This is a genomic window from Acidimicrobiia bacterium, assembly GCA_036271555.1.
Lineage (GTDB): Bacteria > Actinomycetota > Acidimicrobiia > IMCC26256 > PALSA-610 > DATBAK01.
This window is the reverse complement of the sequence record DATBAK010000057.1, coordinates 1-22554: the sequence shown is the minus strand read 5'-3', so window position 1 is coordinate 22554 and position 22554 is coordinate 1. Positions and strand designations below refer to the sequence as shown.

26 protein-coding genes are annotated in these 22554 nt (G+C 70.9%); 11 read left to right on the top strand and 15 right to left on the bottom strand.

The annotated features are described in order from the left end of the window. Positions 1–63 precede the first annotated feature (63 nt). Genes VH914_13805 through VH914_13795 form a run of 3 tightly spaced genes read right to left on the bottom strand, consistent with a single transcriptional unit; the run spans position 64 to position 3348 of the window. Entirely contained in the window at positions 64–1278 is a 1215-nt protein-coding gene (locus tag VH914_13805; GenBank protein ID HEX4492279.1) for a CoA transferase, read from the bottom strand. 10 nt (positions 1279–1288) lie between these two features. Next, positions 1289–2452, bottom strand: a complete 1164-nt coding sequence (locus tag VH914_13800; protein ID HEX4492278.1) for a CoA transferase — start codon at positions 2450–2452, stop codon at positions 1289–1291. Next, positions 2452–3348: an SDR family oxidoreductase gene (locus VH914_13795; GenBank protein ID HEX4492277.1), complete on the bottom strand. Its 897-nt coding sequence runs from the start codon at positions 3346–3348 to the stop codon at positions 2452–2454. The genes VH914_13800 and VH914_13795 overlap by 1 nt, the downstream gene beginning before the upstream one ends. Before the next feature lie 149 nt (positions 3349–3497). Between VH914_13795 and VH914_13790 the strand changes: the two genes are divergently transcribed. Both VH914_13790 and VH914_13785 read left to right on the top strand, forming a co-directional pair. Next, positions 3498–3854 carry a VOC family protein gene (locus VH914_13790; GenBank protein ID HEX4492276.1) on the top strand — a complete coding sequence of 119 codons (357 nt, stop codon included), beginning with the start codon at positions 3498–3500 and terminating at the stop codon, positions 3852–3854. Between the two features lie 226 nt (positions 3855–4080). Further along, on the top strand, positions 4081–4299 hold the full coding sequence (locus VH914_13785) for a hypothetical protein (GenBank protein ID HEX4492275.1): 219 nt from the start codon (positions 4081–4083) through the stop codon (positions 4297–4299). Here VH914_13785 and VH914_13780 read toward each other — a convergent pair. The 3 genes from VH914_13780 to VH914_13770 are packed head-to-tail and all read right to left on the bottom strand — an operon-like array spanning position 4296 to position 6900. After that, the gene (locus VH914_13780; GenBank protein ID HEX4492274.1) at positions 4296–4802 is read right to left on the bottom strand and encodes a GNAT family N-acetyltransferase; all 507 of its coding nucleotides are present in this window, start codon (positions 4800–4802) and stop codon (positions 4296–4298) included. The two genes, VH914_13785 and VH914_13780, sit on opposite strands and share 4 nt — an antisense overlap. Before the next feature lie 22 nt (positions 4803–4824). Continuing rightward, positions 4825–5646, bottom strand: coding sequence for a transporter substrate-binding domain-containing protein (locus tag VH914_13775; protein ID HEX4492273.1), 822 nt, complete (start codon positions 5644–5646; stop codon positions 4825–4827). A 45-nt stretch (positions 5647–5691) separates the two neighbouring features. Beyond that, entirely contained in the window at positions 5692–6900 is a 1209-nt protein-coding gene (locus tag VH914_13770) for a threonine ammonia-lyase (GenBank protein ID HEX4492272.1), read from the bottom strand. 195 nt (positions 6901–7095) lie between these two features. Between VH914_13770 and VH914_13765 the strand changes: the two genes are divergently transcribed. Next, on the top strand, positions 7096–7995 hold the full coding sequence (locus VH914_13765; protein ID HEX4492271.1) for an SDR family oxidoreductase: 900 nt from the start codon (positions 7096–7098) through the stop codon (positions 7993–7995). 48 nt (positions 7996–8043) lie between these two features. Then, complete coding sequence (locus VH914_13760) at positions 8044–8913, top strand: MaoC/PaaZ C-terminal domain-containing protein (GenBank protein HEX4492270.1); 870 nt, start codon at positions 8044–8046, stop codon at positions 8911–8913. A gap of 57 nt (positions 8914–8970) precedes the next feature. On the opposite strand, the gene VH914_13755 is transcribed toward VH914_13760, so the two are convergent. Then, complete coding sequence (locus VH914_13755) at positions 8971–9828, bottom strand: ROK family protein (GenBank protein ID HEX4492269.1); 858 nt, start codon at positions 9826–9828, stop codon at positions 8971–8973. 21 nt (positions 9829–9849) lie between these two features. On the opposite strand from VH914_13755, the gene fae reads away from it, so the two are divergent. Further along, a complete protein-coding gene (gene fae / locus VH914_13750) occupies positions 9850–10374 on the top strand; it encodes a formaldehyde-activating enzyme (GenBank protein HEX4492268.1) in 525 nt (174 codons plus the stop codon). A 6-nt stretch (positions 10375–10380) separates the two neighbouring features. Here the strand turns inward: fae and VH914_13745 are convergent, their stop codons facing one another. After that, the gene (locus VH914_13745; GenBank protein ID HEX4492267.1) at positions 10381–10938 is read right to left on the bottom strand and encodes an ATP-dependent Clp protease proteolytic subunit; all 558 of its coding nucleotides are present in this window, start codon (positions 10936–10938) and stop codon (positions 10381–10383) included. A 64-nt stretch (positions 10939–11002) separates the two neighbouring features. Here VH914_13745 and VH914_13740 point away from each other — a divergent pair, with 64 nt between their 5' ends. Next, positions 11003–11431, top strand: a complete 429-nt coding sequence (locus tag VH914_13740; protein ID HEX4492266.1) for an SRPBCC domain-containing protein — start codon at positions 11003–11005, stop codon at positions 11429–11431. After that, positions 11424–11747 carry a metalloregulator ArsR/SmtB family transcription factor gene (locus VH914_13735; GenBank protein ID HEX4492265.1) on the top strand — a complete coding sequence of 108 codons (324 nt, stop codon included), beginning with the start codon at positions 11424–11426 and terminating at the stop codon, positions 11745–11747. Before VH914_13740 ends, VH914_13735 begins: the two co-directional genes overlap by 8 nt. Before the next feature lie 22 nt (positions 11748–11769). Here VH914_13735 and VH914_13730 read toward each other — a convergent pair whose 3' ends face one another. Together VH914_13730 and menC are read right to left on the bottom strand one after the other, a co-directional pair. Continuing rightward, positions 11770–12432: a class I SAM-dependent methyltransferase gene (locus VH914_13730; GenBank protein ID HEX4492264.1), complete on the bottom strand. Its 663-nt coding sequence runs from the start codon at positions 12430–12432 to the stop codon at positions 11770–11772. Continuing rightward, complete coding sequence (gene menC, locus VH914_13725) at positions 12429–13538, bottom strand: o-succinylbenzoate synthase (GenBank protein ID HEX4492263.1); 1110 nt, start codon at positions 13536–13538, stop codon at positions 12429–12431. The genes VH914_13730 and menC overlap by 4 nt, the downstream gene beginning before the upstream one ends. Before the next feature lie 69 nt (positions 13539–13607). Between menC and VH914_13720 the strand changes: the two genes are divergently transcribed. Both VH914_13720 and VH914_13715 read left to right on the top strand, forming a co-directional pair. Next, a complete protein-coding gene (locus VH914_13720; protein HEX4492262.1) occupies positions 13608–15644 on the top strand; it encodes an AAA family ATPase in 2037 nt (678 codons plus the stop codon). 115 nt (positions 15645–15759) lie between these two features. Then, a complete protein-coding gene (locus VH914_13715; protein ID HEX4492261.1) occupies positions 15760–16698 on the top strand; it encodes an aldo/keto reductase in 939 nt (312 codons plus the stop codon). Between the two features lie 19 nt (positions 16699–16717). Here VH914_13715 and VH914_13710 read toward each other — a convergent pair whose 3' ends face one another. Both VH914_13710 and VH914_13705 read right to left on the bottom strand, forming a co-directional pair. Continuing rightward, positions 16718–17149 (bottom strand): plastocyanin/azurin family copper-binding protein, encoded by a 432-nt coding sequence (locus VH914_13710; GenBank protein HEX4492260.1) that lies wholly within the window; start codon positions 17147–17149, stop codon positions 16718–16720. Between the two features lie 8 nt (positions 17150–17157). Further along, positions 17158–17901: a plastocyanin/azurin family copper-binding protein gene (locus VH914_13705; GenBank protein ID HEX4492259.1), complete on the bottom strand. Its 744-nt coding sequence runs from the start codon at positions 17899–17901 to the stop codon at positions 17158–17160. Positions 17902–18272: 371 nt separating this feature from the next. On the opposite strand from VH914_13705, the gene VH914_13700 reads away from it, so the two are divergent. After that, a complete protein-coding gene (locus tag VH914_13700) occupies positions 18273–19124 on the top strand; it encodes a TauD/TfdA family dioxygenase (GenBank protein ID HEX4492258.1) in 852 nt (283 codons plus the stop codon). On the opposite strand, the gene VH914_13695 is transcribed toward VH914_13700, so the two are convergent. The 3 genes from VH914_13695 to VH914_13685 form a co-directional block, all read right to left on the bottom strand. After that, complete coding sequence (locus VH914_13695; GenBank protein HEX4492257.1) at positions 19108–19761, bottom strand: alpha-ketoglutarate-dependent dioxygenase AlkB; 654 nt, start codon at positions 19759–19761, stop codon at positions 19108–19110. The genes VH914_13700 and VH914_13695 overlap by 17 nt on opposite strands. A gap of 277 nt (positions 19762–20038) precedes the next feature. Further along, positions 20039–20611 carry a hypothetical protein gene (locus tag VH914_13690; GenBank protein ID HEX4492256.1) on the bottom strand — a complete coding sequence of 191 codons (573 nt, stop codon included), beginning with the start codon at positions 20609–20611 and terminating at the stop codon, positions 20039–20041. A gap of 157 nt (positions 20612–20768) precedes the next feature. Continuing rightward, positions 20769–21605: a hypothetical protein gene (locus tag VH914_13685; GenBank protein HEX4492255.1), complete on the bottom strand. Its 837-nt coding sequence runs from the start codon at positions 21603–21605 to the stop codon at positions 20769–20771. A 162-nt stretch (positions 21606–21767) separates the two neighbouring features. Between VH914_13685 and VH914_13680 the strand changes: the two genes are divergently transcribed. Further along, the gene (locus VH914_13680) at positions 21768–22523 is read left to right on the top strand and encodes a hypothetical protein (GenBank protein ID HEX4492254.1); all 756 of its coding nucleotides are present in this window, start codon (positions 21768–21770) and stop codon (positions 22521–22523) included. The last annotated feature ends 31 nt before the right edge of the window (positions 22524–22554 follow it).

Sequence of the window (22554 nt, the reverse complement as noted above, 5' to 3'; positions counted from 1 at the left end):
GTACTGCGTTCATCGCGCATACGCAATCGATGCAGTACCAGCGGAGGGGAGGGCCCGACGCGATCAGTTCGCGAAGCGCGTCGTGTACGCGTCGTCGGCGACGTAGACCACGTTCTCGCCGTTGAGCGCGTCGATGTCGCCGTCGCGGTAGCCGAGCTCGCGCAGGATGTCGCGCGTGTGCTGGCCGACGAGCGGCGGCGGGCCGCCGATGTGGCCGGGCGTCTCCGAGAAGCGGACGAGGTCGCCGAACTGGCGCATCACGCCGACGAGCGGATGCACGTACTCGGTCACCAGGCCCAGGCGTTCGTTGTCGGCGTCGTAGAGCACCTGCTCGCCGTCCCACGTGTCGATCGGGACCTCGTTCGGGACGTCGACGTCGTCGAACGTGCGCGACCAGAACCGCGCGGTCCGCGTGAGGAACATCGGCTCCAGCAGCGACGCGAGCTGACGCCGGTGCTCGTGTCGCGCCGCCGCGGTCGCGAAGCGCGCGTCGTCGAGCAGATGCGGAACGCCGAGCGCGCCGCACAACGCGGCCCACTCCGCGTCCTTCACCGCCGCGACCATGATCCAGTCGTCGTCCTGCGTGCGGTACAGGCGGTAGAGCGCGGAGAGCCCGGTCTGGTCCTTGTCGAGGCGGGGCCGGTCCCACGACTTCCCGTTCACGAGGAACGAGTCCGAGGAGAAGATCACGCCGCCGTCGAGCAGCGAGGTCCACAGCTCCTGACCCTCGCCCGTGCGCGCGCGGTGGTACAGCGCCATGAGCACACCGACGATCGAGAGCAGCGCGTTCGACGCGTCGCACATGCCGAAGCGGTAGTAGAGCGGCGTGTTGCCCTCGGCCGTCGCGCCGGCTTCGTACTCGAGCCCGGCGGCCGCCTGGTACAGCGGGTCGAGTCCGCCGAACTTCCCGAGCGGCTCCGCGAGGCCGTACGCGTACGTGTTGCAGTAGATGATGTCGGCGCGCAGCGCGCGGCACGCCGCGTAGTCGATGCCGAGCTTCGTCGCGACGCCGCGCGTCATGTTGTGGTGCACGACGTCGGCCTTCGCGATCAGCTTCTGCGCGATCTCGAGTCCCGCGGGCATCTTGAGGTTCAGCGCGATGTCGCGCTTGCCGCGCTGGCAGCCGTAGAACGGCTTCGTGGCCATGCGCATGCCGTCGCCGGTGACGGGCTCGACCTTGATGACGTCGGCGCCGAGATCGCCGATGAGCATCGGTCCGAACGGTCCCGCGAGGTACTGGCCGAAGTCGATGAGAGTGACGCCTTCGAGCGCGAACACGATCGGCCTCCTAACGCGCGCCGGCGGCGGTGAGCCGCTCGACGTCGGACGCGGAGTAGCCGAGCTCGGCGAGGACCTCCGCGTTGTGCTCACCGGGCCGCGGCTGCGGGCCTCGGATCGCGCCGGGCGTGCCGAGCATGTGGATGGGCACCCCCATCTGCGTGGTCGGACCCAGGTCGGGGTCGTCGACCGTTGCGACCATGTCGTTCGCGATCACCTGTGGGTGGGCGAACGCCTCTTCCATCGGGATGATGGCCTCGGCCGCGTGGTTGTTCGCGAGCAGCGCGGCGACGAGCTCGTCGCGGTCCCACGTCTTGAACTTCGCGCGCCGCGCGACGGTGAACTGCTCGCGCTGCTCCGGCGGCATCGTGAGGAACGTCATGGGGTCGGGCGCGTCGGTGAGCCCGAGGATCTCGTCCACCGGCTTGATCGGCGGCAACCCGCTCATCACCGAGACGTGGATCCACTGGTCGTTCGCGCACTCGAAGATCATCGGCTGATGCACGCCGGGCGGATACGTCTTGCCCATCAGCTCGTGGGGTCCCGCGTTCGACTTCTCGAGGTGCTGCCAGATCTGCGTCGTGTAGAGCAGCGCGCCCTGGAACAGCGACGTCTCGACGTGCTGGCCCTCGCCCGTGGTCTCGCGCGCGAACAGCGCGGTCGTGATGCCCATGCTCACGAGGAAGAACGCGCCCATGCTCGGCATCGGCATGTGCAGGAAGATCGGTCCCATGCGCCAGCCCGGCTGCTCCCACATCTGCCCGCTGCTCGCCTGCACGAGCGCGTCGTAGCCGGGACGCTTCGCGAGCCGGTGCCCTTCCGGATACGCGGGCACCGAGAGGTAGATGACGCGCGGGAACTCCTTGTGCACCGACTCGTAGCCGAAGCCGAGCCGTTCCATCACGCCGGGACGGAAGCTCTCGACGACGACGTCGGCCGTCGCGAGCAGCTTGCGCATCACGTCGCGGCCGTCGTCGTTCTTCAGGTCGACGGTGACCGATCGCCGGCTGCGGTTCCAGACGCGCGCGCCGTCGTAGACGCGGAAGGGATCCCCACCCGGCGGCTCGACCTTGATGACGTCGGCGCCGTGCTCCGCGAGCAGCAGCACGCCGAGCGGTCCCGCGATGCCCCACGACAGATCGAGGACGCGAACGCCGTCGAGCGCGCCCGCCATTACTGGTTCGGCTTCTCGCCGGTCGCAGCGGCCGCGGCGCGTTCCGCGAGACGCTCGAGGATCGGCATCGGCTCCTGACCGAGCTCGTCGAAGCGGTCGGCGATCTCGTCGGGCGTCCAGCGGCCGTCCTTGCGCATCTGGCGCACCTCGGCCGGCTGGTTCCACACCGCGAGCAGTCCCGCGTTCGCGGTGTACACCTGGCCGGTGACGTTCCGAGCGCGGTCGCCGAGGAGGAACGCGACCATCGGCGCGACGTCCTCGGGCTCGCCCATCTCCAAGCCGAACGGAACCTGTCCGGACATGCGGCTCTTCGCGACCGGCGCGATGCAGTTCGCGGTCACGCCGTACTTGTGCATGCCCGCGGCCGCGCTGCGCACCAGCGACACGATGCCGCCCTTCGCCGCCGAGTAGTTCGCCTGCGCGACCGACGCCGCGAACGCGCCCGACGTGAACCCGACCATGCTGCCCGACTTCTGTTGACGGAAGATCGGCGCCGCGGCGCGGAACACGGTGAACGTGCCCTTGAGGTGCGTCTCGATGACCGGGTCCCACTCGTCCTCGGACATGTTGAAGAGCATGCGCTCGCGCAGGATGCCGGCGACGCAGACGACACCGTCGATACGACCGAAGGTGTCGACCGCTGATTGCACGATCGACGCGCCGCCTTCCATCGTCGTCACCGAGTTGGCGTTGGCGACGGCGTTACCGCCCGCGGCCTTGATCTCCGCGACGACCTCGTCGGCCACGTCGCTCTGCGGCTCGTTGCCGTCCATCGACACGCCGTAGTCGTTCACGACGACCGACGCGCCTTCCGCCGCGCACAGCAGCGCGGTCGCCCGCCCGATCCCGCGACCCGAGCCCGTGATCGCGATCGCCTTACCGTCCAGAGAACCCAAGGTCTTCCTCCGCGAGGTTGTTCGAACGGGGGGCGACGCTAGCAAGCCGCGAAAGCGTCTGATCCGACTCGCCGTGTGAGGCGCCAGGAGCGACGAGCGGCCGCGGGCCGGGTATCCCGTCCCGCAGCGAGGGCGACCATAATGATGCTGTGCAGCCGGTCGGCATCCATCACGTCGCGATCTGCGTCGACGACGCGGCCGCGGCGAAGGCGTTCTACTGCGACGTGCTCGGGTTCACGCCGGTGACGAGCCGCCCCGAGGAGTTCGGCCCCGGCCACTGGCTCGACGCCGGCGGCCAGCAGGTGCATCTCATGGAGATCGCCGAGGCGCCGAAGAACCCGGGCCACTTCGCGCTGCGCGTCTCCGACGTCGACGCCGCGGTCGAGGAGATCCGCGCCTCCGGTGTGCGCGTCGACCCGATCGCGCACACCCCCGGCGCGGGCAAGCAGGCGTTCCTCCGCGACCCCGCCGGCAACGTGATCGAGCTGAACCAGCCGGACAACTAAACGGGCTGAGGCGCTTCGATGATGAGCGCATCCCAAGTCGACAAGCTCGGTGACCGCCTTCGGAGGACTGAGGTCATCTCCGACGAAGATCTCGAACTGTTCCAGGCTTTCCGCCGCGACCGCGAAGCCGCGCTCGAGAGTTGCTGGCGATGCACGAGGATTTTGAGCGGATGCTCGAGAACCTGGCGGAGATTCTTCCCTAGCATCCTCGACCTAGGATCGACGCGTGAAGACCTTCCTGCTCGTGTACGACGTATCGACGGGCACCCTTGTCGACCGACGCGAGATGGACGCGGACGCCGCGCGGGCGCGGCGGCTGGAGCTGGAGAAGCAGTTTCGAGATCAGCCCAACATCGAAGTTGTTGTGCTCAGCTCTGATTCGCTCGACACGTTGAAGCGAACGCACTCGCGGTACTTCAAAACGGTGGGCGAACTCGCGTCCTAAGGCTCGTACGTGAACGCGAGGAACGTCATGTCGTGCTCGGCTTCGAACTCGTGCACGTCGCGGTCGGGGCGGCGGGTGAATCCCATCCGCGGGTAGAGGCGCTGCGCGGTGGGCATGTGGTTCGTCGTGTGCAGGAGAATCGTCAGTCCCTGCTCACGAGCGCGTTCGATGCACGCGCGCACGAGCGCCTCGCCGATGCCGTGGCCCTGCGCGTCGGTGTCGACCGCGAGCAGACGGATCTGTGCCTCGCCGGGCTCGTTCCATTCGAGCCACGGCGACTCGGGATCCGACGCGTACGTCACCGCGCCGACGACGCGCCCGTCGAGCTCGGCGACGAGCACTTCGGTCGACTCACACCGCTCGCCGACCGCGCGGATGTGCTCGTCGTAGCCGCCGAACAGATGATCGACGCGCAGCGCCGCGTACGCGGCGACGGTCAGCTCCCCGACGCGCTCGTACTCCGACGGATCGACGGCGCGGACGCGCACCCCACCACTGCTCATCGCGCCGCTGCGATCCGTGAGATCAGCGGGCGGTGATGAACGGAACCGTCGACGGGGCCGGGCCGGTCAACCACTTCGACGCGAGCGAGTCGAGGGCGCCGTCCGACCTCAACTTCCCGATCGCGGCGTTGACGAGCTTCGTGTTCGCCGAGCCCTTCGGGAGATACACGCCGAACTGCTCGTGCGAGGCGAACTGCCCGGCAACCTGCCGGCCCGCGCCGACACTCGCGAGCGCGACCGGCGTCGGCAGCAATGCGGCGGTGACCTGCTTCGCCTTGAGTGCCGCGAGCAACCCGCTCACCGACGCGAACGGCTTCGACGCGGCGGTCGGCTTCACGTGTTGCGCGAGGAAGGTGCCCGACGTCGTGCCCGCTTCGTATCCCCACGTGAGCTTCTGCGCGGCCGCGAGGGTCGGCACGTTCGTGCCCGCGTTCACCACGATGCCCTGGTCGGCGTCGAGGTAGCCCGTCGAGTACGTGCCGGGGCTCGACGTCGCGGTCGACAGCTGCGCGATGGCAATGTCGAAGTCGTGCGTCTGACCGTTCGCGATCGCGGCGCGCGACTGGTCGACGATGCGCACGCGTCCGATGCCGAGCTGCGCGCACAGATCCCTCGCGAGCTCGAACTCGTAACCGCCGGTCAGCGAGTCGTCGTTGGATCCGTTCCAGAAGTGCGCCGCCGGCAGCGCCGTCTGCACGGTGAGCTTGCCCTTCTTCACCGTCGTGAACCCGACGCCCGACCCCTTGTTCGGGCAGGAGTACACGTTCTTCGCGCCGTGTTTCCCGCAGGCACCGAGCCCGGCGACGAGCACGACCACCGCGACCAGCACCTTGGACACACGCACGAGAACAGCCTCCTCCGGAGAACGACCGGGGGAATCTATGCGGCTTCACACGACGGAGATCGTGAGACCGCTCTCATGGAGCGACGCCACGATCGTCTCGGCGTGCGCGCGGTCGCGCGTCTCCAGCGACACTTCGAGGACGGTGTCCTTGAGCGGCACGCCGGGCAGGTCGCGGTGATGCGAGACGTCGATGATGTTGCCGCCCGCGTCGCCGATGATCTTGGCGACCGACGCGAGCGTGCCGGGCTGGTCGGTGATCTCGAGCCGTAGCCGCACGAGCCGTCCCGAGCGCGCGAGCGCACGCAGGATCACCGACGACAGGACGCGCAGGTCGATGTTCCCGCCGCTCACGACGAGCCCGACGCGTCGCCCCTCGAAGCGCGCGCGGTGTTCGATCACCGCGGCGAGGCTCGCGGCGCCCGCGCCTTCGACGACCGCCTTCTCGATCTCGAGATAGAGGCTCACCGCCGCTTCGATCGCCTCTTCACGCACGACGATGACGTCGTCGACGAGCGCGCTCGCGATCTTGGTCGTGAGCCGCCCGGGGTGCGCGACCGCGATGCCTTCGGCGACCGTCGTGCCGCCCGGGTCGTCGACGCGCGCGCCGCGAGCGCGTGCCATCGCGGCGTAGCGCTCGGACTCGACACCGATCAGCTCGATGTCGGGGCGCGCGTCCTTCAGCGCGACCGCCATTCCCGCGATGAGGCCGCCGCCGCCGACGGGCACGATGATCACTTCGAGGTCGGGTCGCGCCGCGAGCATCTCGAGCGCGACCGTGCCCTGTCCGGCGATGACGAGCGCGTCGTCGAAGGGGGGCACGAGCGTCGCGCCGGTCGCGCGCGCGCGGCGCTCCGCTTCGGCGAACGCGTCGGCCAAGGTCGCACCGGTGAGGACGACGTGTGCCCCGAGCGTCTCGGTGCGCGTCACCTTCGTGAACGGCGTCGGCTGCGGCATGACGATCGTCGCCTCGATGCCGAGCAACCGTGCGTGGTGGGCGACACCCTGCGCGTGGTTGCCGGCCGACGCCGCGACGACGCCGCGCGCCCGCTGCGCGTCGTCGAGTGCGAGGAGGAAGTTGCGCGCGCCCCGCTCCTTGAACGACGCGGTGTACTGCAGGTTCTCGAGCTTCAGCACGACCTCGGCGCCGGTGATGTCCGACAGCGTGCGGGACGCGACGCACGGCGTCTCGATGACGGCGCCGCGCAGACGTTCGGCGGCGGCGGCGACGTCGGCGGCGGTCACCGGAAGGCTCACCCTCCGAGTATCACCGAGTTTCTCGGGTCGGGCTCGCACGCGTCGCCGCGCCTTCGGCCTCGCTGACGCCTCAGTCGTCGAGTCGGGCGAGCCGCAGAGCGACCGGCCCGTTCCCGCGGGCACGAGTGTCTCTTGCCGGGGGGTCGGAACTACGGTGCCGTGCGTTCCAGAGGTCGAGTGAGGAGCCACCAGCACATGGGCATCAACGACGGCCGGGTCGTCATCGTCACCGGGTCGGGCCGGGGCATCGGCCGCGAGCACGCGCTGGCGTTCGCGGAGTCCGGCGCCAAGGTCGTGGTGAACGACCTCGGCGGCGACGCACGCGGTGAGGGCGGCGACCTCTCGCCCGCGATGCAGACGGTCGAGGACATCAAGACGATGGGCGGCGAGGCCATCGCCAACGGCGAGAACGTCGCCGACTTCGAGGGCGCCGGCCGCCTCGTGCAGCAGGCGATCGACACCTTCGGCCGGCTCGACGTCGTCGTGAACAACGCGGGCATCCTGCGCGACCGCATGCTCGTGAACATGGTCGAGTCGGAGTGGGACGCGGTGATCGGGGTGCACCTCAAGGGCACGTTCGGCCCGACCCGCCACGCCGCCGAGTACTGGCGCAACGAGACGAAGGCCGGTCGGCCCGTCGACGCGCGCATCATCAACACGAGCTCGCCGTCGGGCATCTTCGGCAACGCGGGGCAGACGAACTACGGCGCGGCGAAGGCCGGCATCGCCGCGTTCACGATCATCTGCGGGCTCGAGCTCGGCCGGTACGGCGTCACCGCGAACGCGCTCGCGCCGGTCGCGCGCACGCGCATGACGGAAGAGCTCGGCATGGGCCCCGCGCCCGAGGGCGCGAAGTTCGACGCGCTCGACCCCGCGAACATCTCGCCGCTCATCGTGTGGCTCGGCTCGCCGGAGTCGAAGGACGTGACCGGGCGCGTGTTCCTCGTCGACGGCGACCGCATCTCCGTCGCAGAGGGGTGGCACCGCGGGCCGACCGCGCGCAACGACGGCATGCGCTGGGACCCCGCGAAGCTCGGCGCCATCGTGCCCAAGCTCGTCGAGCAGGCGCAGCCGAACTCGACGATGCTCTCGTAAGCGAACGTCTCGTCAGCGAATCACGCAGCGAAACCAGGGGGAACTGACATGCCGATGAACCTCGACTCGGTGGGCAAGGCCTCCGAGCCCGGCCGGCGCTCGTGGACGTCGAAGGACGCGCTCGTCTACGCGCTCGGCGTCGGCGCGGGGCAGAGCGACCCGACCGGCTTCGAGCTCGAGTTCACGACCGAGAACAGCCAGGACACGCCGCAGCGCGTGCTGCCGACGTTCCCCGTCATCATCGGCATGGGCGCGGGTGGGATGCCGAGCTTCGGCGACATCAACTGGGCGATGCTCGTGCACGGCGAGCAGTCGATCGAGGTGTACGGCGAGATCCCCGCGGAGGGAACCGTCGAGTCGGTCACGAAGATCGTCGGCATCTACGACAAGGGATCCGGCGCGCTCGCGGTGATGGAGACCGAGTCGAAGTACGTCGACACCGACCGGGCCGGCCAGCCCGCGTTCAAGGTGCGCATGGGCGCGTTCATCCGCGGCGAAGGTGGCTTCGGAGACTCGCGCGGACCCGCGCAGCCGCCGCGTGTGTCGGCGCCCGAGCGCCAGCCCGACGAGTCGGTGACGTACGCGACGCGTGACGACCAGGCGCTGCTCTACCGGTTGTCGGGGGACCGCAACCCGCTGCACTCCGACCCCGCGTTCGCCGCGCTGGCCGGGTTCCCGAAGCCGATCCTGCACGGGCTCTGCACGTACGGCGTGACCGGGCGCGCGCTGCTGCACACGTTGTGCGGCTCCGATCCCGCGCGCTTCAAGGGCATGGACGCGCGCTTCAGCAAGCCGGTGATGCCGGGCGACGTGTTGACCGTGAAGATGTGGCGTGAGGGCGACGGCACCGCGATCTTCCAGACCGTCACGCAGGACGGCACCGTTGTGATCGACAACGGCAAGCTCACGTACGCCTGACCGGTGTCCAGTGGTACTGCGCTGCCGGCACTACGCCGAGCAACGCAGTACCACCGATCAGCCGTAACGGAAGGCGACGGCCGCGGCGCCGATGAGCGGGCCGTCGGCACCGAGTCCACCGGGCACGATGCGCGTGCCGCGCGAGAAGTCGAGCCGGCAGCGCAGGTCGAGCTCGGCCTGCGCGGCCGCGAAGAACGGCTCGCCGTAGCCGAGCGCGACCGAGCCGGAAACGACCGCGAGTTGCAGGTCGAGCAGGTTCGCGACCGACGCGACCGCGCGGCCGACGAGGGTTCCGGTGCGCTCGATGATCTCGGGCGGCGCGTCGCTCGGGTCGCCACCGGTGATCGCGCGGATCGCGGTGCCCGACGCTTCTGCCTCCGCGCAGCCGCGCCCGCCGCAGCCGCAGACGCGCCCGTCGGGCTCGACGATCACGTGCCCGATGTGCCCTGCGTTGCAGTCGTTCCCGTCGAGCAAATTCCCGGCGAGCACGATCCCGCCACCGATCCCGGTCGACACGACCATCGCGAGGTAGCTGTGCTCGGCGCGGGCCGCGCCGAGCCAGCCCTCGCCGAGCGCGAGGGCCTTGGCGTCGTTCTCGAGGACCGTCCGAAGTCCGGTCGCGGCTTCCACGCGTTCGCGCAGCGGGAAGTCACGCCACGCGGGGATGTTCACCGGCGACACGAGCGCGTTGCCGCCGCGCATCGGCCCACCGCTGCCGACCCCACACGCGATGGCGCCGGCGCGCCCGTCGGCCGACAGCGACTCGATCATCGTTGCGAGCGCGGCGAACAGCTCTTCGGCGTCGTGCGTGACCGGCGTCGGCACACGCGCCTGTTCGAGGATGCGTCCATCGTCGTCGACGATCGCCGCCGCCAGCTTCGTGCCACCGATGTCGACCGCCAGGACTGTGCTCATCGCGGCGGCGAACGTACCCGCGTGAGTACCGTGCCCGGCGTGACGGTGACGACGACGCAGATCGGGGAGTGCTTCGCCGGCGAGGGCGTCGATGCGGCCCATGTGAACACCGTGCTCGGCCGGCTCGGTGGCCCGGTCGAGACCGCGTGGACCACCGCGCTCGCGACGCCGCGCCCCGGTCACGCCGCGTTCGTGACCGTGCTGCGGCCGAACCTGCCGGTCAAACCGCTCACGCTGTTCGTGAACAAGGCGACGATCGCCGACGACCGGCACGGCGAGCTCACGTGGGGCGCGGCGCAGGCCGGGGTCGCGGCGGGTGTGGCGGATGCCGTCGCCGCGGGCGCCATCGACCCGGCCGACGCCGACGACCTGCTGCTGATCGCGGCGGTGTGGGTCAACCCTGCGGCGCGCGCCGCCGACGCGGTGTTCGCGAACAACCGGCGCGCGACCGCGGACGCGCTCGCGAACGGCGCGGCGCGCAGGCCGTCGGTCGACGACGTGCTCGCGGCGCGCGACGCGCCGAGCAACCCGTACTACACGCCGTAGCTCGCGCTAGAGGGGCAGCGGCCCGTCGAGCACGTGGTCGACCATGCCGTACGCGAGCGCCTCGTCGGCCGTGAACCACGTGTCGCGATCGGCGTCGGCGACGACCCGCTCGACGGTCTGGCCGGTGTGCTTCGCGGTGAGCTCGGCCATCGTCGAACGCAGGTAGCCGAACTGCGCGGCCTGGATGTTGATGTCGGTCGCGGTGCCCTCGACCTGACCGTGCGGCTGATGCATGAGCACGCGGCTGTAGCGGTGCGCGTAGCGCTTGCCCGGCGTGCCCGCGCACAGCACGAACTGTGCCATCGACGCCGCGAGCCCGAGGCACACCGTGATGACCTCGGCGTGCAGCGTGTGCATCGTGTCGTAGATCGCGAAGCCGTCGTCGACCGAGCCGCCCGGCGAGTTGATGTAGAGCACGATCGGCTCGTTCGGGTTCTCGGCGTCGAGCAAGAGCAGCTGCGAGCAGATCGCCGTCGCGCTCTTCGGTTCGATCGGTCCCACGAGCATCACCCGGCGCCGCTCCAGCAACCGCCTCGAGACCTCGTCCTCCATGTGCAACTGCATGGTTGCAGAAGGTAGTCGGCCGGCGCGGCTCGTGCAACCCAACGGTTGCGCTAGCCTCACCCGCATGGCCGAACCGACCGACACCGCGACCGTGGAGCGCACCGCCGCCTTCCCGGTCCCGCCCGATGTGCTCTGGGACGCGCTGACCGATCCCGATCTGCTCGCCGAGTGGTTCGGGAACGTCGATTTCGACCTCGAGCCCGGCGGCGCGATCACCGACGGCGACACGCTCGGCGACGCGGGGGAGCCCGCGACGATCGGTGTCGTGGAGACGATCGAGCCGCCGCGCCGCGTCGGGTTCGTGTGGATCGCGCCGGGTTCCGATACCCCGTCGTCGGTGGAGCTCGAGATCGACGACGACGTCGACTCGGACGACGGCTGCGGCAGCATCCTTCGTGTGCGCGAAGTGCGCATCGAGCCGCGCTGGGAGCCGCGCCCCGACTGGTTCACGCCGGCGCCGCGCGCGTGCGCGGGCGCCGGACCTCGTGCCTGAGTCGCGCGCCGAGACGGAGCTCGACGCGGTGTTCGCGGCGCTCGCCGATCCGACGCGGCGCGACGTCGTGCGCGCGCTCGGCCAGGCGCCGACGAGCGCGTCGGAGCTCGCGGCGCGTATGCCGGTGTCGCGTCAGGCGATCGCGAAGCATCTGGCGTTGCTCGCGACTGCGGGTCTCGTCGACTCGTCGCGCGACGGCCGGCAGGTTCGCTACACGCTCACGCCCGGCGCGTTCTCCGACGCGGTCGCGTGGATGACCGATGTCGGCGCGGCGTGGGACGCGCGCCTCGCCGCGCTCCGCCGCCACGTCGGCTGACCCGCCCGTTGGAAACGTCGAATCAGCGTGACGCGGGTGCGGGCACGGGCTCGAGCACGACCCAGGCGCCATCGTCGTCGAGCATCTCGCGCACCACGAGGCCGGCCTCGGCCGCGAGCGCGGTCAGCTCGGCGTCGTCGACGACCGCGGCCTCGAACACCTGCGTCCAATCGCGATCGCCGATCGAGTACGTGACCTGGGCCGCGAAGCCGTCGCCGAGCATCTCGACGTCGTGCAGGTGCACGCCGATGTCGCCGATGGTGTTCGCACCACCCTCGACGGGCGTCCAGCCGCGCGGATAGCGCTGCACGAGCACCACACCGTCGTCGTGAACATGCCGGCGACACACGCGCAGCAGGTCGCGTCGTTGCGCGCGGACGCGGCTGTCGATCAGATGGCTGAGCGCGAGCACCGCGTCGAACCGTCGACCGAGATTCAACGTGTACACGTCGCCGAGCACCGGCTCCGCGCCGACGACCTCCGCGAGCATTATCGGCGCGTTGTCGACGGCGACGACCGTGTGCCCGGCGCGCGCCAGCGCGTTCGCGATCCGCCCGACCCCGGTTCCGAGGTCGAGCACGGTCGCGCCCGGACGCAGCACGGAGCGCACGAGCCCGAGGTCCGGCTCGACCGGGAGCGCCTTGTACACCGCCACCGGCGAGCCGTCGGGCGCGACGTTCGTCATGCGATCGACCGGCTCACGACTTCGATCGACGTCGTGAGCGCGCGCAGCGAATCGGGATCAGGGACGACGCCGATCCCCGGGCCGTCGGGAACCGGCAGCTCGCCGGACTCGAGCACGAACGGCGCGGTGAGGTCGCGCGCGAAGTAGCGGTCCGAGGCCGACACGTCGCCGATCATCGTGAAGCCGGGATGCGCGGCGAGCGCGAGGTTCGCGGCCCGACCGAGTCCCGTCTCGAGCATGCCGCCACACCACGCACGCACGCCGCGCGACGCGCACACGTCGAGGATCGCGAGCGATTCCAGATAGCCGCCGACGCGTCCCGGTTTCACGCAGACCACTGCGCACGAGCCCGCGTCGATCGCCTCGCGCGCGACACGCGCCGACGTGATCGACTCGTCGAGGCAGATCGGCGTCCTGATGAGACGCGCGAGACCCGCGTGCGCGGGCAGGTCGTTCGCCGCGAGCGGCTGCTCGATGCAGAGCAGGTCGAAGTCGTCGAGCTGCGCGAGGTGCGGTGCATCGCCGAGCCCGTACGCGCCGTTGGCGTCGACCTGCAGCGGAACGGGACCGAACTGCTTGCGGAACTCGGCAACCGGCTCGACGTCCCAACCCGGCTCGATCTTGAGCTTCACGCGCCGGTAGCCCGCGGCGAGGTATCCCGCGCACTCGTCGATCAACGCGGCGATCGAGTCTGCCATGCCGACCGCGACGCCGCACTCGACACGCGTGCGCGTCGCGCCGAGGAACGACGCGAGCGATCGACCTTCGGTACGCAGCTGTGCGTCGAGCACCGCGGTCTCGAGCGCGGCCTTCGCCATCGCGTGACCCTCGATCCCGGCGAGTCGGCCGGCGACGTCGGAAGGCCGCACCGGCGCGGCGAGCAGCATCGGCCCGAGGAACTCGCGAATCACCGCGTGCGCGCCGCCGACCCACTCCGACGTGTACGTGGGTGCGTTCGGCGCGACGCACTCGCTCCAGCCGTCGGCGCTATCGGTCGCGATCCGCAGCACGAGGACGTCGCGCTCGTGCTCGACCCCGTGCGCGGTGCGGAACGGCCGCACCAGCGGCATCCGCACCCACCGCAGCTCGATCTCGCGCACCCGCACGGCCGCAGTCTCGCGCCCGCGCATATTCGGTCGGCCGCCGCGGCGGACGCCACTAGCCTCGTTCGCCCTGTGCCGCACCCTGATGTCGACAGCGAACGCGCCTACCTGACGTTCGCGGCGAAGTGCCTGGACGAGATGCGCACCCGCACCGCCGCGTACATCGACCAGGAGGACCTCGCCGCGGGCGAGTTCGACAGCGCCGCCGTGCGCGGGCACCTGACGCGCCGTCTGCGTTCGCTCGACGACGACTCGAGCGTGCTCTGTTTCGGCCGCATCGACGAGGAGACCGGCGACCGGTACTACGTGGGCCGACGCGAGGTCGACGATCCCGACGGTGATCCCGTCGTCGTCGACTGGCGGGCGCGCATCGCGATTCCCTTCTACCGCGCCACCGCCGCCGACCCGTTCGGCCTCGCGTTGCGCCGCCGCTTCACGTTCTTCGACCGCGAGCTCGCCGACATCTTCGAAGAGGACTTCACCGATCCCGACTCGGTGCTCGCGGCCGCGGCCGGCGGCGTGCCCGACCCACTGCTCGCAGAGCTGCGCCGCGAGCGCACCGGGCAGATGCGCGACATCGTCGCCACGATCCAGTCCGAGCAGGACGTCGTCATCCGCGCGCCGGTGCACGAGTGCCTCGTCGTGCAGGGCGGACCGGGCACCGGCAAGACCGCGGTGGGTCTGCACCGCGCCGCGTTCCTGCTCTACGAGCACCGCGAGCGACTGTCGCGTCAGGGCGTGCTCGTGGTCGGTCCGAACCGGGTCTTCCTCGAGTACATCTCCCAGGTGCTGCCGTCGCTGGGTGAGACGTCGGTGTCGCAGTCGACGGTCGACGATCTGCTCGGCCTCCGGTTCCGCATCGTGGCGACCGACGTCGAGCGCGCCGCGCGCCTGAAGGGTGACGCGCGTCTGGCGACGGTCATCGCGCGCGCGTGCGAGGAATCCATTCGCGCGCCCGAGTCCGACGTCGTGCTGCGGTTCCGCGCGCGGCGACTTGTCGTCGCCGCCGACGCGATCGCGGGCTTCATCGCGTCGGCGCGCCAGCGCGTGCCCGCGTTCGCGGCGCAGCGTCTGCGGTTCCGCGAGCTGTTCGTGCGGCACGCGTACGAGTTGTTCACCGGTGGCGACCTCCTCGCGCTGGCGGTCGACGAGTTCTCGGAGATGCTGCTCGCCGACCGCGAATCGCGCGCCGCGCTCGACGCGCTCTGGCGGCCCGTGAACCCGGCCGCGCTCGTCAAGCGTCTGCTCACGAGCCGCGCCGCGCTCGCGCGCGCGGCCGACGGCGTCCTCGAGCCCGACGAGCAGCAGGCGATCCTGCGGCGCAGCGCGCGCAAGGGTGAGCCCGACCCGTGGACCGCGGCCGACCTGCCGTTGCTCGACGAGGCCGAGGCCTTCGTGAAGGGCGATGTCCGTCGCTACGGGCACGTCGTCGTCGACGAGGCCCAGGACCTCTCGGCGATGGCGCTGCGCATGATCGCCCGGCGCGCCGTCGCCGGATCGCTCACGGTGCTCGGCGATCTCGCGCAGGCGACCGGCGCCGGCGCGTCCCGCTCGTGGACGGACGCGCTCGAGCACCTCGGTTCACCCGAGGTCGTGCGCACCGCCGAGCTCACGATCGGCTACCGGTTGCCCGCCGCGATCCTCGACTTCGCGAATCGTCTGCTCCCCGAGGCCGCGCCGCACGTGACGCCGGCCGTCTCCGCCCGTGAGGAAGGCGACCCGCCCGAGCTGCACGCGGTCGCCGCCGCCGCGGTCGTGCCCACGGTCGTGGAGCTCGCGGAGGAGTCGAGCCGTGAGGTGCTGACGACGGCCGTGATCGCACCGGTCGCGCGGCTCGACGAGCTACGCGACGCGCTCGCCGCGGCGGGGCACGACGTCCCGCGGCCGGAGGAGACGACGATCACGCACCGGCTGTCGCTGTTGCCCGCCGGGCTGGCCAAGGGCCTCGAGTTCGACACCGTGGTCGTGGTCGAGCCGTCGGAGATCCTCGCGGAGTCGGAGCACGGCGCGCGCTTGCTGTTCGTCGCACTCACGCGTGCGGTGCAGCGGCTCGTGCTCGTGCACGCGCGCCAACTTCCGGTCGCGCTCGCTCCGCTCGCCGCTCCTTGACGCGCGACGGGAGTCAGCGAGGTCGCGTGCTCGCGTCGCCCGCGGCTCGCAGGGTCGTGGCCGCAGGGTCGTGGCCGCCCGATAGCTTGACGCGTCGGCGAAAGCGGAGGTGCGTATGGAGTTCCGGTCGGTCGGTGGGTCGGGTCTACGGGTGTCGGTCGCGGGGCTGGGCTGCAACAACTTCGGCGGCCGCATCGACGAGGACGCGACCCGCGCCGTCGTCGACGCCGCGCTCGACTGCGGCATCACGCTGTTCGACACCGCCGACATCTACGGCGGCTCGAAGTCGGAGGAGCTGCTCGGGCGCGCGCTCGGATCGCGTCGTGACGACGTCGTGGTCGCGACGAAGTTCGCGATGCCGATGGGCGAGGGTCCGTACCAGACCGGTGGCTCGCGCCGTTACGTGATGCGCGCCGCGGAAGCGAGCCTGCGCCGGCTCGGCACCGACTACATCGATCTCTACCAGATGCACGGGCCCGATCCGACGACGCCGATCGAGGAGACGCTCGACGCGCTGAACGACCTCGTGCACCAGGGCAAGGTGCGCTACCTCGGCTCGTCGAACTTCAGCGGCTGGCAGATCGCCGACGCCGACTGGACCGCGCGCACGCGTGGGCTCACGCGCTTCGTGTCCGCGCAGAACGAGTGGAGCCTGCTGCACCGCGACGTCGAGCGCGAGGTCGTCCCCGCCTGTCGCCAGTTCGGCCCGAGTCTGCTGCCGTATTTCCCACTCGCCGGCGGCGCGTTGACCGGCAAGTACCGGCGTGGCGAGGCGCCACCGGAAGGATCACGGCACGCGGGCGAGCGCGGCGCGCACTGGCTCACCGACGAGAACTTCACCGTCATCGAGGCGCTCGAGAAGGTCGCGGGTGAGCTCGGTCACACGGTGAACGAGCTCGCGCACGCGTGGCTCGCGTCGCACCGCGTCGTGTGCTCGGTGATCGCGGGCGCGACCCGTCCCGAGCAGGTGCGCGAGAACGTCGCCGCCGTCGAGTGGAAGCTCACACGCGAGGAGCAGCGCGCGGTCGACGCCGCGCTCGCCGCGGCTCGATAGGGAGAGACTGCGGCGGCGGTTACGCCTTCGAGACGGTGACCGCCCCGTGCATGATTCCGTAGCCGTGGATCTGGCAGTAGTACACGTACGTGCCGGCCTTGCGGAACACGAAGCTGTACTTCGCGCCGTGGGCCACCGTGCTGCCGAAGCCGGTCTGCTTGCCGGTGCCGCCGTCGTGGCCCGCGCACGCGGCGGCGGTGCAGCGCGTGATCGTGTGCGTCGTGAGCGTCTTGTTCACGAACGTCACGCGCGTCCCGGGTGCGACGGTCACGGTCGACGGCTTGTAGCAGAACTCACTCTTGGGCATGCACTTGGTGCTCGACGTGATCTGCACGGTGACCTTCGGTGCCGCCGCGGATGACGCACTCGACGCGCCGGCGGTCGCGACGCCCGCAACGGTCGCGCCCGCGGCGAACAGCAGGCTCAGGGCGATGGTGACGGAGCGGCGCATGGGACCTCCTAGTCGGAGTGGTGCTTCGAGTCGGTGCGGACCGGAATGGGGAACGGCCGGCGGCGCGGGCGCAACGCGAGGCCCGCGGCGAGGGCGAGCAACGCGCCGAACGTGAGCCACAGCACCGCCGGCGCCGATCCGGTGAACGCGAGCTGCGAGCCGGTGCCGGTCGTCGACGGTGACGGCGCACCGCCCGCGGTGACGCCCGGCGCGCCCGTGGTCGTCGGCCCCGCGACGGTCGTGGTGGGGGCCGGTGTCGCGGCCTTCACGATCACGGTGCCGACCATGTTCGAGTGCACACGGCAGTGGTACGCGAACGTTCCGGCGGTCGTGAACGTGTGCGAGAAGGTCCCGCCGGGGTTGATGCACGGGCCGGTCGGGCAGGTCGGGCTCGAGTCGAACGCACCGGTGTTCGACGTCACGCTGTGGATCGACTGTCCCGTGTTCGTCCAGACGACCGTCGTGCCCGCGGTCACCGTGATCGACGAGGGCGAGAACCCGAAGTCGACGATCGAGACGGGCGCGGTCGCGGCGGGCGACGGCGCGGGCGGTGCGGGGGTGACCGTCGTCGGCACCGGCGCGAACGGATCAGTGAGCGTCGCCGTCGTGGTCGAGGGCGCGGCAACGGTCGTCGTCGTCGATGCGTGCGCGGGCTGCGCGACCAACGCGGGCGCGGTGCGCGTCCGGGGCGCGGCGGCCGCGGCGGGCGCGATCGCGAGCAGGAGCGCGCCGAGGCAGCCTGCACCCGCCACCGTGAAGCGTCGCCAGGTACCCCCGATCATCGGAGGGGACATACGCACGGTGCCCGCGATGCGTTCACCACTTCCTGCCTAACATCTCGCCGGAGCGCGAGTGCGACCAGAAATACGGAACGGAGAGCGTCCGCGAGGCGGCTATCCCGCTTCGCAGCGAGTGCGACCAGAAACACGGAACGACGAGCGTCCGCGAGGCGGGTATCCCGCCTCGTAGCGAGTGCGACCAGAAATACGGAACGGCGAGCGTTCGCGAGGCGGGTATCCCGCCTCGTAGCGAGTGCGACCAGAAGTACGGAACGGCGAGCGTCCGCGAGGCGGGTATCCCGCCTCGTAGCGAGTGCGACCAGAAACACGGAACGGATGCGATCATGCCCACTGTCACCCGGCTCGACGTCACCCGGCTCTCGCCGTCCCTCGGCGCCGAAGTGCGCGGCGTCGACCTCGCGTCCGATCTCTCCGACGAGACGGTCGCGGAGATCCGCGCGATCTGGCTCGAGCACCAGGTCGTCTTCTTTCCCGACCAGCAGCTCGATCCCGACTCGCAGGTCGCGTTCGCGAGCCGGTTCGGCGAGGTCACCGAGGCGCATCCCGTCGAACCGCCGATGGAGGGCCAGACGCAGGTGCACGCGATCGACAGCCTGAAGGACCGCACCGACTTCTGGCACACCGACGTCACCTTCATGTCGAAGCCGCCGATGGCGTCACTGCTCTACGCGGTCACGTTGCCCGCGGTCGGCGGCGACACGATGTGGGCGAGCCTCGGGAACGCGTACGACACGCTCGCGACGCCGTTGCGCGAGTTCTGCGACACGCTGACGGCGTACCACTACGACCCGTACTACGCGCAGATCGTCGAGAACGGCGGCGGACAGATGTGGGAAGGCAAGCGACTCGAGCATCTGCACCCGGTCGAGCACCCGGTCGTGCGCGTGCACCCGGAGACCGGGCGCAAGGGTCTGTTCGTCAACTCGCAGTTCACGGTCGCGTTGAAGGACTTCCCGAAGTCGCAGGGCGACGTGTTGCTGCGCCTGCTCTACGACCACACGTCGCGGCCGGAGAACGTGTGCCGTTACCGGTGGAGTGAAGGCACGCTCGGCATGTGGGACAACCGGGCCACGATGCACTACGGCATCTACGACTACGAAGGCCACCGCCGCGTGATGCACCGCGTGACCCTGCGCGGCGACCGCCCGACCGGTGTCGCTACTTCGGCCCGTTGAAGAAGCGCGGCGCGTAGTACGACGGATTCGTGTCGGGTCGACCGCGGCGCGACGTCCAGCGCCACTGCGCGGAGATGCGGCTACGGCAACGACCCTGCACTTTCGGGATCGCGTGCAGCCACGCGGCCTGGCAGCGACCGCCCATCACGAAGAGGTCGCCACTCGACGGGCCGAGGTCGAGGACGCCGCGCCGGTCGTCGGCCGTCGACTTCACGCCGTTGCCGATCGGGCGCACGAGGAACGGTCGGTGTGCGCCGGTCGTGAGCACGCCGATGACGGTCTCCTCGAGCCACGTGAGCTCGCGATCGCGGTGGAAGGCAACGCTGTCGTTTTCGTCGCGGTAGCGCGCGAGCGCGACGCCGTCGAAGCGCACCTGGTACCGATCGGTGATCCAGTCCTGCGCCTCGACGAGCGCGGGATGGCGCGCGTCGCCGGCCTGCCACGACGAGAGCCGCGGGTCCGCGTGCCACTGCTCGTACCGGAAGACCTTGCCCTGCTCCCAGTGCGCGTCGCGAGCGAGCGCTTCGTGGACGGTGTCGGCGTCGCGCACGAGGCCACGCACGATGTCGATCCACGAGTTCGCGTCGAGCTGCAATCGCTCGACCACCGGCTCCGTCGCGAGCCACGCCGTCGACACGCCCACAACGGTAACGGCATCGCGAGCCTCCGCGATCTGATCGATCGAAGTGACGCGACGCGTCACCTCACTCGATCAGATGCAAGAAAGCCCTGGTCAGCCGTGCCCGGCCCGAGCTGGAGGCTGAGGCGTCGAGGAGGGCGACGCGTGCGAGCCCGACCGGAGAACGCTGGTCAGCGTGCCCGCAACGACGGGGCGGTCGCTTCGCGGCTGGCCCGAGCTGGAGGCTGAGGCGTCGAGGAGGGCGACGCGTGCGAGCCCGACCAGAGAACGCAGGTCAGCGCCACATGGAAGGGTCGGGCTCTTCGAGCGGAGCAGGGACGGGCTCGGTGGGGGCCGGGATCGCGAGGCGGATGTCGGCCGCGTCGAACAGCAGCGGGAGCTGGTCGGTGTCGGTGATGCGCCGCAGGCGATAGCCGCGCCGGCGCGGCCCCGGGATGAACTCGACGACGGCGAACCCGTGCACCCACTGATCGTGGAAGCGCGAGCGCACCTCGACGAGCGCGTCGACCGGGATCGGCGGGTCCGCGAGGTCGATGTCGATCAGCGCGTCGACGCCGACGTCGATCGTGCCGCCGAGCACGGTCGGGCGCCGCGCGGTCGGAGCCGCGCCCAACACGAGCTCGCGCAGCAGGAGCTCGATCGCGTCGACCTGCGCGGCCCGGTCGCGCCGCTCGGCTTCGATCCCGTCGGCGACGCGTTCGAATGCCTCCGCGATGCGGTGCAAGGCGCCGACGAGCTCGCCGTCGCGCGTTCGGAGCGAGTCGCGTTCGGCGACGGCGTCGTGTCGCAGCTCGTCGATCGCGGTCGTGACGTCCGCGCGCACGGCGTCGAGCTCGCGCCGTCGCATCCACGTGTCTCGGAGCCGCGTGACCGGGCCGCGCATCATTCGTCCTCGCCCGGTGTCGGTCCCCGGCGCCAGCCCGCACTGGCACACTCACCCACTGCTGCGGAACGTATCGCCGCGTCGCGCTCGCGGCGCGGATGGGCACACGAAACCGACAGAGTCAGGTCAACGTCTGCGCACGGAGCGCGTCCGCGAGCCGCTCGGCGGCGATGCGCGTGAGCACCGTGGCATCGCGGCTGTCGGCGGGGCAGCACGCGAGCCCGTAGCTGAACGGCGGCACGCCGCCACCCACCGCCAGCCGCCCGAGCACGTCGGGCACGACGTCGCCGGCCGTCTCGGGCAGCAGCAGCGCGAGCTCGCGGTCCGAGGTCGCGACCAGCGTGTCGGCGGCGCGCACGCGCGGGCGCAGCGCCTCGGTGAGCCCGGCGCCGCCGCGCAGCAACACGAGCGTGAAGCCCCAGCCGTGGCGCAACGCGCGCGCGGTCGCGGCGGCGACCGTCCCCGCGACGCCCATCGCCGCGAGGTCGGAGGCGGTGCGGCGCACGGCGGGCACGTCGATGTCCTCGACAGCCTCGACAGCCTCGACATCCTCGACATCGACGGCCGGTGCGGACGCGGGCGGTGCCGGCGCGGGCGGCACGGACACGACCGTCGGCGCGTCGGCGCGTCCGAGCGCGACACCGATCGTGCGGTCGAGCAGACGGGCCGCGTCGGTGTCGATCGAGCGCGGCGGGTCCGCCCACATACCCGTCGGACCGAAGAGCCCGACGCCGCCGTCGCCGAGCGGCCGGCGATCCGAGCAGAACACCTGGCGGCCGAGTGTCGCGTCGTCGACCGCGACGACGACCCGTTCCACACCGAGGCCGTCGGCGAGCGAGCGCAACGCGATCCCGATCGCGCCGAGCGGAGGCGCGGCGGCGGCGAGGTCGCCGATGAGCCGGTCGATCGCGGCGAAGACGAGCGGCGCGCTCTCGTCGGTGAGCTCGCGCGCGGACATCACGCATGATGACGCGCGCCGACGGCGGTCCGGACGATGCTGGCGCGCACCCCTGTGGTCTGGTGGGGAGGTTGTGCGCGTTCCATTTGGGTTGAATGGGCGGGATGGGTACCGTGCGCCCCGCCAGCCAGGCAATGGGGGCTCACGGACGGAGGGCGGGCCATGGACGGGGACAGGTCTCGACGCGCGGGCGCGGTGGCGCTCGTCGCAATCGTCAGCAGCGCGATGTTGATCGTCGGCGCGGGTCCCGCGGTCGCGGCGAAGCGCGGGGCCGCGGGCACGTACACCGCGACGTTCCCGTCGACGTCGACGACGAGCACGCTCGTCATCGCGAACGCGGCCGGGTCGACGACGTCGGGCACGTTCAAGCTCACCGACCTCGGCGACTACGGCACCTGGGTCGCGCAGGGCACGACGCTCGGATTCGTGATCGCGCAGTCGGCATCCGGCCACACCGGCGCGGTGATGATCGGCAAGCTCACCGCGAGCGGCATCAACCCCGGCGCGTTCGGACAGCCCGGCGCGGGCTCGCGCGCGTGGAGTGCGACGCGCACGAGTGCCGGATCCGGTGCGACGGCGACCGTGACCGTCGCGGCGTCACACAGCAACGCGGCGCGCGTCGCGGCGAAGGGCACCGTCTACCAAGCGTTCTTCACCGGCACCGTCACCGACACGCTGATCCTGTCGAAGGACGGGACGTCGAAGGTCGACGGCACCTTCACGCTCTCGATGCTCGCCGACGGCGGGAGCTGGGCGAAGCTCGGCAAGAAGATCGTGCTCGGCGTGACGACCGGCCTGGACGCGGGCATCGTGCTCGTCGGCACGCAGAACGCGTCCGGCATCAGCAGCGCGGGCGCACCGGGCGCGTACTACCAGCCGAGCGCAGGCATGCACACCTGGTACGCGACGAAGGGCTGACCGGCGCGCACGGAGGCCCGGCCGATCACAA